General features: G+C 69.3%; 9 protein-coding genes. 1 reads left to right on the top strand and 8 read right to left on the bottom strand.

Going from position 1 to position 10298, the window contains the following annotated elements; all coding sequences use genetic code 11:
- The 8 genes from C1I97_RS22990 to bldG all read right to left on the bottom strand — a co-directional run.
- Positions 1-280: hypothetical protein (locus C1I97_RS22990; protein ID WP_146608268.1), on the bottom strand; the 280-nt coding region annotated here is incomplete at its 3' end.
- Between the two features lie 145 nt (positions 281-425).
- A complete protein-coding gene (gene topA, locus C1I97_RS22985) occupies positions 426-3257 on the bottom strand; it encodes a type I DNA topoisomerase (protein WP_111005085.1) in 2832 nt (943 codons plus the stop codon).
- 248 nt (positions 3258-3505) lie between these two features.
- A complete protein-coding gene (locus C1I97_RS22980; RefSeq protein WP_111005086.1) occupies positions 3506-3703 on the bottom strand; it encodes a hypothetical protein in 198 nt (65 codons plus the stop codon).
- Positions 3704-3910: 207 nt separating this feature from the next.
- Entirely contained in the window at positions 3911-5248 is a 1338-nt protein-coding gene (locus tag C1I97_RS22975; RefSeq protein ID WP_258382702.1) for a N5-glutamine methyltransferase family protein, read from the bottom strand.
- A gap of 73 nt (positions 5249-5321) precedes the next feature.
- Positions 5322-5927: a small secreted protein gene (locus C1I97_RS22970; protein ID WP_111005084.1), complete on the bottom strand. Its 606-nt coding sequence runs from the start codon at positions 5925-5927 to the stop codon at positions 5322-5324.
- Between the two features lie 195 nt (positions 5928-6122).
- Positions 6123-8528: a sodium-translocating pyrophosphatase gene (locus tag C1I97_RS22965; protein WP_111005083.1), complete on the bottom strand. Its 2406-nt coding sequence runs from the start codon at positions 8526-8528 to the stop codon at positions 6123-6125.
- A 317-nt stretch (positions 8529-8845) separates the two neighbouring features.
- Positions 8846-9277 (bottom strand): ATP-binding protein, encoded by a 432-nt coding sequence (locus C1I97_RS22960; RefSeq protein WP_111005082.1) that lies wholly within the window; start codon positions 9275-9277, stop codon positions 8846-8848.
- Between the two features lie 105 nt (positions 9278-9382).
- Entirely contained in the window at positions 9383-9724 is a 342-nt protein-coding gene (gene bldG / locus C1I97_RS22955) for an anti-sigma factor antagonist BldG (protein WP_073947065.1), read from the bottom strand.
- 81 nt (positions 9725-9805) lie between these two features.
- Here bldG and C1I97_RS22950 point away from each other — a divergent pair.
- Positions 9806-10298, top strand: a 493-nt coding sequence (locus tag C1I97_RS22950) for a DEAD/DEAH box helicase (RefSeq protein WP_181446869.1), incomplete at its 3' end; no start/stop codon positions are given.

The raw sequence follows: 10298 nt of genomic DNA, 5'->3' as shown, positions 1-10298 counted from the left end.
GGGTCGCCAGGATGCGCACGGCGAAGACGGTCGCCACTGCGAAGGCCACGCCCCGGTAGCCCCCGCCGAAGGGGCCGGCGGCGATCGCCGCCTGGAGGGCTAGGACGACCAGGACCAGAAGCGCCAGGGCGTCCCCGACACCCCCCACCAGATGTGCGCTCCACAGGCGCCTCAGCTGCGGCCGGCGCAGCAGGGAGCGGACGGCGCGCTCGCGGGAATCGGCTGCGAGGGCGTCGTCGGGTGCGGTGGTGTGGGCCGTTGGCTGCTCGGCTCGCGTCATGCGTTCAGCCTATCCGGACACACCGACAGCACACGGTGACCGTCCGAACGTGCACACGCCCCGACACCAAAGTGATGCCGGGGCGTGCTCTTTGCAAAGGAACCGTGAAGGATCCGCCGCGCGATCGGTCCCGCGCCGTCCGCGATCAGTCCTCCGCCGTCCTGGAGGCGGTCGTCGTGGAAGCCGTCGCCTTCTTGGCGGTCGTCTTCTTGGCAGCCGTCTTCTTCGCCGCGGTCTTCTTCGCGGCCGTGGAGGCTGTCTTCTTTGCCGTCGTCTTCTTCGCCGTCGTCTTGGCGGCCGACTTCTTCGCGGTCTTCTTGGCCGGGCCCTTCGCGCGCTTCTCGGCGAGCAGCTCGAAACCGCGCTCCGGGGTGATCGCCTCGACGCTGTCGCCGGAGCGCAGGGTCGCGTTGGTCTCGCCGTCGGTGACGTACGGGCCGAAACGGCCGTCCTTGACCACGACCGGCTTGCCGCTGACCGGGTCCGCGCCGAGCTCCTTCAGCGGCGGCTTGGCGGCCGCGCGACCGCGCTGCTTGGGCTGGGCGTAGATCGCCTGGGCCTCCTCCAGCGTGATCGTGAAGAGCTGGTCCTCGGACTGCAGCGAGCGCGAGTCCGTGCCCTTCTTCAGGTACGGGCCGTAGCGGCCGTTCTGCGCCGTGATCTCCTGGCCGTCGATGTCGGTGCCGACGACGCGCGGCAGCGACATGAGCTTCAGCGCGTCGGCCAGCGTCACCGTGTCCAGGGACATCGACTTGAACAGCGAGGCCGTGCGCGGCTTGACCGCGTTCTTGCCGGTCTTCGGGGTGCCCTCGGGAAGGACTTCGGTGACGTACGGGCCGTAGCGGCCGTCCTTGGCGACGATCGTGTGGCCGGTGTCCGGGTCGGTGCCCAGCTCGAAGTCGCCGCTCGGCTTGGCGAGCAGCTCCTCGGCGAGCTCGACGGTCAGCTCGTCCGGGGCCAGGTCGGCCGGGATGTCGGCGCGCTGGTGGGTGTCGGTCTCCTTCTCACCGCGCTCGATGTACGGCCCGTAGCGGCCGACCCGCAGTACGATGTCGTTGCCCACCGGGAACGACGACACCTCGCGCGCGTCGATGGCGCCCAGGTCGGTCACCAGCTCCTTGAGGCCGCCGAGGTGGTCCCCGTCGCCGTTGCCCGCGTCGGCGGCGGCACCCTTGACAGCGCCCTCGCCGAAGTAGAACCGCTTCAGCCACGGCACGGCCTGGGCCTCGCCGCGCGCGATGCGGTCGAGGTCGTCCTCCATCTTGGCGGTGAAGTCGTAGTCGACGAGCCGCCCGAAGTGCTTCTCCAGGAGGTTGACCACGGCGAAGGACAGGAAGGACGGCACCAGGGCCGTGCCCTTCTTGAAGACGTAGCCGCGGTCGAGGATCGTGCCGATGATCGACGCGTACGTCGACGGGCGGCCGATCTCGCGTTCCTCGAGCTCCTTGACCAGGCTGGCCTCGGTGTAGCGGGCCGGGGGCTTGGTGGCGTGCCCGTCGGCCGTGATCTCCTCGGCGCTCAGAGCGTCACCCTCGGCGACCTGCGGCAGGCGGCGCTCGCGGTCGTCGAGCTCGGCGTTCGGATCGTCGGCGCCCTCGACGTACGCCTTCAGGAAGCCGTGGAAGGTGATCGTCTTGCCGGACGCGCTGAACTCGACGTCCCGGCCGTCGGCCGCGGTGCCGCCGATCCGCACGGTCACGCTGTTGCCGGTCGCGTCCTTCATCTGGGAGGCGACCGTCCGCTTCCAGATCAGCTCGTACAGCCTGAACCGGTCGCCGGTCAGGCCGGTCTCGGCGGGGGTACGGAAACGATCACCCGAGGGGCGGATCGCCTCGTGCGCCTCCTGGGCGTTCTTGACCTTGCCGGCGTACGTGCGCGGCTGCGGCGGCAGGTAGTCGGCGCCGTACAGGTGCGTGACCTGGGCGCGGGCGGCGGCGATGGCCGTGTCGCTCAGGGTGGTGGAGTCCGTACGCATGTACGTGATGTAGCCGTTCTCGTACAGCTTCTGCGCGATCTGCATGGTGGCCTTCGCGCCGAAGCCGAGCTTGCGGCTCGCCTCCTGCTGCAGCGTCGTCGTACGGAACGGGGCGTACGGCGAGCGGCGGTACGGCTTGGACTCGACGGACCGCACGGAGAAGCGGGTGTTCTCCAGGGCGGCGGCCAGCGCGCGGGCGGTGGCCTCGTCGAGGTGGAGGGTGTTCGCGCTCTTCAGCTGCCCCAGGGAGTCGAAGTCGCGGCCCTGTGCGACGCGCCGGCCGTCGACGCTCTGCAGGCGCGCGACCAGCGACGATGGGTCGCTCGCGTCGCCCGCGCGGCCGGTGGAGAAGGTACCGGTCAGGTCCCAGTACTCGGCGGAGCGGAACGCCATGCGCTCGCGTTCCCGCTCGACCACGAGCCGGGTCGCGACCGACTGGACACGGCCGGCCGACAGGCGCGGCATGACCTTCTTCCACAGCACCGGCGAGACCTCGTAGCCGTAGAGACGGTCGAGGATGCGGCGGGTCTCCTGGGCGTCGACCAGCCGCTGGTTGAGCTGGCGCGGGTTGGCGACGGCCTCGCGGATGGCGTCCTTGGTGATCTCGTGGAAGACCATCCGCTTGACCGGGATCTTCGGCTTGAGCACTTCCTGCAGATGCCAGGCGATGGCCTCGCCCTCGCGGTCCTCATCGGTGGCGAGGAAGAGCTCGTCGGATTCCTTCAGCAGGTCCTTGAGCTTTTTGACCTGGGCCTTCTTGTCCGCGTTGATGACATAGATCGGCTGGAAGTCATGTTCTACGTCCACACCGAGGCGGCGGACCTCGCCTGTGTACTTCTCGGGAACCTCCGCGGCACCGTTGGGAAGGTCGCGGATGTGCCCGACGCTCGCTTCGACGACGTAGCCGGGGCCGAGGTAGCCCTTGATCGTCTTCGCCTTGGCAGGCGACTCGACGATGACGAGTCGGCGGCCGCCCTGTGCGGTCTCGCTGGTCGGGGACAACTTCGCTCTTCTCTCCGGTCGACGCTGGGGGCTCCCCGGGCCTTGATTTCCCGGGGGTCGGATCGTGGTGACGCTGCGGAGTGTGACGGTACATCCCGCCCCCGTGTCAAACGGGAAAAGCTCGCAACGGCCACTCGAACGGTAACCCGACTTCTGCCCTTCCTGCCGCCCGGAGTGCTCACCAGCCCTTTCGGGGTTATGCGGAGGGTGATCTACCAGTTACGGAAACCGCGGTGGTGCGGCGGCTGTCACACGCGCGTGAAGCACCACGCGCCGAGGGTCAGCGCGGTGAGGGCGAGCAGGCTCGTGACGGCCGCCGACGCGGCCCGGCCGACGCCGAGGGCGACGGGTTCCCGGTGCCGCACCCGCACCACTGTCCACCCCAGCAATGCCGCCCCGAACAGGGCGAACACCGTCCCCGCGAAGATCGCCGGTCCGCTCTCCACGTACGTCCCCTCCCGTCCCCGGATGCCCTGGTACGGGAGGCTGGCACCCACGGGCGACGGCCGGGTCAACCTCCGGTGAACGCCGGGCGGACGGGCGCCCGCGCGTTCCGTCCGCCGCTGCCCGCGCCACGCGCAGCATGACCGGAAATGGTCGAAGAAGAAAAAAGAAGAAAGAAAGTGACGGCAGCGAAAACCGGTCGGCCGGTGTCAGTTCGCCGGCTCGAGGAAGCCCTGTTCCACCAGCAGCCGGATCTGGGCGGGCGTGCGGTCGCGGAGCAGGACCGGATCCTCGCCCATCAGCTGGGCGATGGCATCCAGGATGCGGCCGGCGCTCAGTGTGCCGTCGCAGACGCCGGCGAAGCCCGCGCCGACCGTGTCCACGGTGGTGGCGCGGCGCATTCCGCGGTTCTGGCGCAGCACGACGTGCTCGGGGTCCTCGGCACCGGGCAGTCCGACCTGTTCCTGCACGACCTCGCGGACCAGCCGGAAGCAGTCGTCGAGCAGGGCCGCGTCGTCGTGGTCCCGCAGGTAGTCGAGGCGGGCGAAGTGCGCCCGTACGGTCTCGCCGAGCGGCTGCTCGACCGGGTGCGGCCACTCCTCCACGGTGATCGAGGGCGCCGCGGAGGACGTCCGGCGCAGCGTGATCCAGCCGAAGCCCACGGCCCTGACCTTGCGCGCCTCGAACTCCTCCAGCCAGGCGTCGTACCGCGCCTGGTACTGAGCCGGGTCGGCGCGGTGGTCGCCGGCGTCCCTGAGCCACAGCTCGGCGTACTGCGTGACGTCCTGCACCTCGCGCTGCACGATCCACGCGTCGCACCCGCGGGGCACCCATGACCTGAGCCTGTCCTGCCAGTCCTCCCCCTCCACGTGCTGCCAGTTGGCGAGGAACTGCGCGAACCCGCCCTCGTTCAGCCGCTCCCCCGCCTGCTGAACGAGCGTGCGGCACAGATCGTCCCCGCCCATCCCGCCGTCGCGGTAGGTCAGCCGGGCGCCGGGAGAGATCACGAAGGGCGGGTTGGAGACGATCAGGTCGAACGTCTCGTCGTCGCGGACCGGCTCGAACAGCGAGCCCCGGCGCAGGTCGGCGGCCGGCGCGCCGGACAGCGCCAGTGTCAGGGCGGCGATGTGCAACGCGCGCGGGTTGACGTCGGTCGCGGTCACGCGCGTGGCGTGCCGGCCGGCGTGCAGCGCCTGGATGCCGGAGCCGGTGCCGAGGTCGAGCGCGGAGCCGACGGGCGTACGGACCGTGATGCCGGCCAGGGTCGTGGACGCGCCGCCGACGCCGAGGACGACGTTCTCCTGGCGGCTGCCGATGCCGCCCGCCCGTCGCCCGCCGCCACCCTTCCAACGAGCGCTGACGCGCACACCTCCTGATCCGCCGACCGCGCAGCCCAGATCGGACACGATGAACCAGTCCTCGCCGGCGGGCCCGCCGTACGGCCGTACGTCCACGGTCGCGGCGAGCTCGTCCTCGCCGGCGCGCACCAGCCAGCCGGCCTCCAGGCAGCCCTCGACGGGCAGGACGGGCAGGCTGGAGTCACTCACGACCCCATTCTGTCGGCTCCCGTCCCTGCCGGCTCCCGTCGGCTCCCGCCGACATCACACACACGCGCGTGCGTCAGCCGTTCACCGCCGAGGGCGCGGCGGGCGCGGACGCGGACTTGCAGCTCGGCTGCCGCGCCATCGCCTTGCCCACGTCACCCTCCTCCAGGTTCTTCAGGGCGTCGTTACCGGTCCTGCTCAGCTTGTCCAGCTGGGTGGCGATGTCCTTCAGACCGTCCGCGAACTTGGCCTGGTTCTTGGTGTCGAGCTTGTCGACCTGCTGCTTGAGGGAGGCGTAGGAGGCGCTGAGGTTGTGGAGCTCCTTGACCGCGGCCCGCTGCTTCTTCTGGCCGTCGTCGACCTGGGGAGCGCCCGCCTTGTTCACGGCGTCGCCGATCGCCTTGTAGGCGTCGGACATGTCCTGGAAGGCCTGCGCGTCGGTCTTCTGGACCCGGGCCGGCTCGCTGTTGTCCGAGGTCTCCTTCTGGATGGCGGTGTTGGCGGCCTCGATCTTCTTCGCCTGCGGCTGCACCGCGTCGCACACCTGCTTGGCCCAGGCGTTCAGCGCGTCGTTCTTGCTGTCGTCGCTGCCGCTGGTGCAGCCCGTCAGTGCCAGTACCAGTACCGCACCGCCGGACAGCGCGGCCGCGAGCTTCTTGTTCACCGGATTGGTCCCTTCCATGGCTCTCGGCCCCGGAACATACACGGCATGCCGGCGACGACCCTGGTTCGAATGCCCCTTAAAAGGGACCTTGCAGCCATTTGCACCAAGCGAGAGAAGGCTCACGAGGGGGGCGCATCCGCACATACGACGGGCGGGCGACGCGTCGTACGCGCCACCCGCCCGTCTCTTGGGCCGGGCCTGGGGTGAGGCCGCCTACGAAACCACCGCGGGATCGGCCGGTTTGGACACCCGTTCGGCGTTGTCCTCGTCATCCACGGCGATTCCGCGCCGCTTGGAGATGTAGACCGCGCCGACGATGACGATCAGCGCCAGGACCGCGATCGCGATCCGTACGCCGAGACTCTTGTCGCTGCCGTAGGAGAACTTGATCACCGCGGGCGCGATGAGCAGCGACACCAGGTTCATCACCTTCAGCAGCGGGTTGATCGCGGGACCGGCGGTGTCCTTGAAGGGGTCGCCGACCGTGTCTCCGATCACTGTGGCCGCATGGGCCTCGCTGCCCTTGCCTCCGTGGTGGCCGTCCTCCACCAGCTTCTTGGCGTTGTCCCAGGCGCCGCCGGAGTTGGCGAGGAACACCGCCATCAGCGTGCCCGCGCCGATCGCGCCCGCGAGGTAGGAGCCGAGCGCGCCGACGCCGAGCGTGAACCCGATGAAGATGGGCGCCATGACGGCGAGCAGCCCGGGTGTGGCGAGCTCGCGCAGGGCGTCCTTGGTGCAGATGTCGACGACCTTGCCGTACTCCGGCTTCTGGCTGAAGTCCATGATCCCGGGCTTCTCACGGAACTGCCGCCGCACCTCGAACACCACCGAACCCGCCGACCGCGACACCGCGCTGATCGCCAGCCCCGAGAAGAGGAAGACGACCGCCGCGCCGGCGATGAGGCCGACCAGGTTGTTGGGCTGCGAGATGTCCATGATCAGGGTCATCGGCGCACCCGCGCCGGAGATTCTCTCCCCGACGTTCTGCGCCCCGGTGGTGATCGCGTCGCGGTACGCCCCGAAGAGCGCCGATGCCGCCAGGACCGCGGTGGCGATGGCGATGCCCTTGGTGATGGCCTTGGTGGTGTTGCCGACGGCGTCCAGGTTGGTGAGCACCTGCGCGCCCGCGCCCTCGACGTCACCGGACATCTCGGCGATGCCCTGGGCGTTGTCGGAGACCGGGCCGAAGGTGTCCATGGCGACGATCACGCCGACCGTGGTGAGCAGGCCGGTGCCGGCCAGCGCCACCGCGAACAGCGCCAGCATGATCGACGTACCGCCGAGCAGGAACGCGCCGTAGACGCCGAGGCCGATCAGCAGGGCGGTGTAGACGGCCGACTCCAGGCCGACGGAGACGCCGGCGAGGACGACGGTGGCCGGACCGGTCAGCGAGGTCTTGCCGATGTCCTTGACCGGACGCCGGTTGGTCTCGGTGAAGTAGCCGGTCAGCTGCTGGATCACGGCGGCCAGCAGGATGCCGATGGCCACCGCGACCAGGGCGAGGATGCGTGGATCGCCGCTCTTGCCCGTGATCGCCACGTCGGTGACGCCGGTCAGGTCGGCGTACGACGACGGCAGGTAGATGAAGACGGCAGCCGCGACCAGGGCGAGCGAGATCACCGCGGAGATGAAGAAGCCGCGGTTGATCGCGGTCATGCCGCTGCGGTCGGCGCGGCGCGGCGCCACCGCGAAGATGCCGATCATGGCGGTGATCACACCGATGGCCGGCACCAGCAGCGGGAAGGCGAGCCCGTCGTTGCCGAAGGCCGCCTTGCCGAGGATGAGCGCGGCGACGAGCGTGACGGCGTACGACTCGAAGAGGTCGGCCGCCATGCCCGCGCAGTCGCCGACGTTGTCGCCCACGTTGTCGGCGATGGTCGCGGCATTGCGCGGATCGTCCTCCGGAATGCCCTGTTCGACCTTGCCGACCAGGTCGGCGCCGACGTCGGCGGCCTTGGTGAAGATGCCACCGCCGACCCGCATGAACATCGCGATGAGCGCTGCGCCGAGGCCGAAGCCTTCGAGCACCTTCGGCGCGTCGGCCGCGTACACCAGCACCACACAGGAGGCGCCCAGCAGGCCGAGCCCCACTGTGAACATGCCGACGACGCCGCCCGTACGGAAAGCGATCTTCATGGCTCTGTGCGAGACGGCGGTGAGATCCTTTTCCGGCTCACCTTCCGCGGGAGTCGCTTCCCGGGCCGCCGCGGCGACGCGCACATTGCTGCGCACGGCGAGCCACATGCCGATATAGCCGGTGGCCGCCGAGAACGTCGCACCGATCAGGAAGAACACCGATCGTCCGGCACGCTGGTTCCAGTCGTCCGCGGGCAGCAGCAGGAGCAGGAAGAACACGACCACGGCGAATACGCCGAGCGTGCGCAACTGGCGGCCCAGATAGGCCTTCGCGCCTTCCTGGACCGCTTCCGCGATCTTCTTCATGCTGTCGGTGCCCTCGCCCGCCGCGAGCACCTGGCGCACCAGGATCCCTGCGACCACGAGCGCGGCCAGCGCGACGGCCGCGATGACCGCCACGATGATCCGATTGTCGTTGGTCAGGACTGCGGTTGCGAAGGTTGTGGGGTGACCCAACTGATGAGGGGTAGAAAGCCCCGCCATTCGTCCTCCTTGACGCTTGGGCTGAGCTCAAGATGTGGACGGATTGTAGGTAGCGGAACCTGATCAAAACAGAGCGCGGCAAACCGAATTGGCCTTCACCTGCTCTTCAGCAAATGATCGACGTCACGCCACGGAACCCGAAAGAGGTAATGGTTCAAAACCATTGACACTCGATCAATGCTTGATCAAATGATCTGCCGACTGATCGTGAATTCCTTCACTAATTCAATGTACCTGGTGGACGCGGTCGGCGAAAACGCAAAGGGCCCTGCCGAGCAGGGCCCTCGTGCGGTACGCCGAGTGGGTGGTGGCACGTGTCAGGCAAGCGTGGCGGCCGACGGCGTGGTCGGCCAGGTCATCTTGATCAGCCCGCCGTGCTCCCCGGCCGAGACCTCCACGTCGTCGACGAGGCCGCTGATGACCGCGAGGCCCATCTCGTCCTCCTCGGTCTCCGCCTCGTCCACGGCGCCCGGGGCGTCCCCGGGGTGGTGCGGCGTGTGCCGGGCCTCGTCGCCGACCTCGATGGAGAACTGTTTCTCCTCCTCGGTGAGCAGCACCTTCACCGGTGCCGCGATCCCGCCGTTGCGATGCAGCCCGACGGCGCGCGAACAGGCCTCACCCACGGCGAGCCTGACCTCGTCGAGGACGGCCTCGTCCACTCCGGCCCTGCGCGCCACCGCGGCCGCCACCAGCCGGGCGGTCCTGACGTGCTCGGGCAGCGCGCTGAAGCGGAGTTCGACGGTGGCCATGCATCCCCCTCGGAGCTGTGGGCGTGCTGTCGAAGGACCGGGCCGCCGAAAAGCCCGGTCCCCCGATTGAACTCTTCCGCCCCGGACACCGGCCGGGGCCGGCGGTCAGTCGGTGGCCGCCACCGCTTCGTCGACCGTGGTGTGGATCGGGAACACCTTGGTCAGACCGGTGATGCGGAAGATCTTGAGAATGCGCTCCTGGTTGCACACCAGGCGCAGCGAGCCCTCATGGGCACGCACTCGCTTCAGACCGCCGACCAGTACGCCGAGACCGGTGGAGTCGAGGAAGTCCACGCCCTCCATGTCGACGACGAGGTGGAAATTCCCGTCGTTCACCAGCTCGACCAGCTGCTCGCGCAGCTTGGGCGCGGTATATACGTCGATTTCGCCACCGACCTCGACGACCGTACGATCGCCGACGGTACGGGTCGACAGGGACAGGTCCACGGATCCTCCAGCACCTTGCTATCGAGCGGTCGCCCCTCGGGCGCCTCGGCTTGAAGCCCCCGGGACGGTTCGCCAGCCGCGATGGCATTCAATCACTTACCGGCAGGCGTGCACGACGCCTTGGTCCCATTGTCCTGCACGCCGGTGACACACTCGGTGCCGATGGCCAAGAATCACCGATCCGATCGATCCTCGACGGACCCCGCAACCCGCCTGACGCCAGGCGTGGTTCTGGACCGGCTCGTCTCGGGGCCGAGCCGGGCTGCGCGCATCACTCATACGGAGCACTTGCCCCCGCGCGCGGGTCGCCATGCCGTCTGGCCCGACCGGATTCGATCGGAGGTCGTCGCGGCCGTCCAGGCCTGCGGCGTCGAACACCCCTGGGCCCACCAGGCACGCGCCGCCGAGCACGCCCTCGACGGCCACTCGGTGGTCGTCGCCACGGGCACGGCGTCCGGAAAGTCGCTGGCCTATCTCGTCCCGGTGCTGTCGACGCTGCTGGACGGCTCCGAAGCGCCCGCCCAAAGGACACAGCAGCGCGAAGCGCTTCCACGGGGTGGTGGCGGGCGACGGG

This window comes from Streptomyces sp. NTH33 (assembly GCF_003236365.1).
In the GTDB taxonomy this organism is placed as follows: domain Bacteria; phylum Actinomycetota; class Actinomycetes; order Streptomycetales; family Streptomycetaceae; genus Streptomyces.
This window is presented reverse-complemented; position numbering and strand designations above follow the sequence as displayed.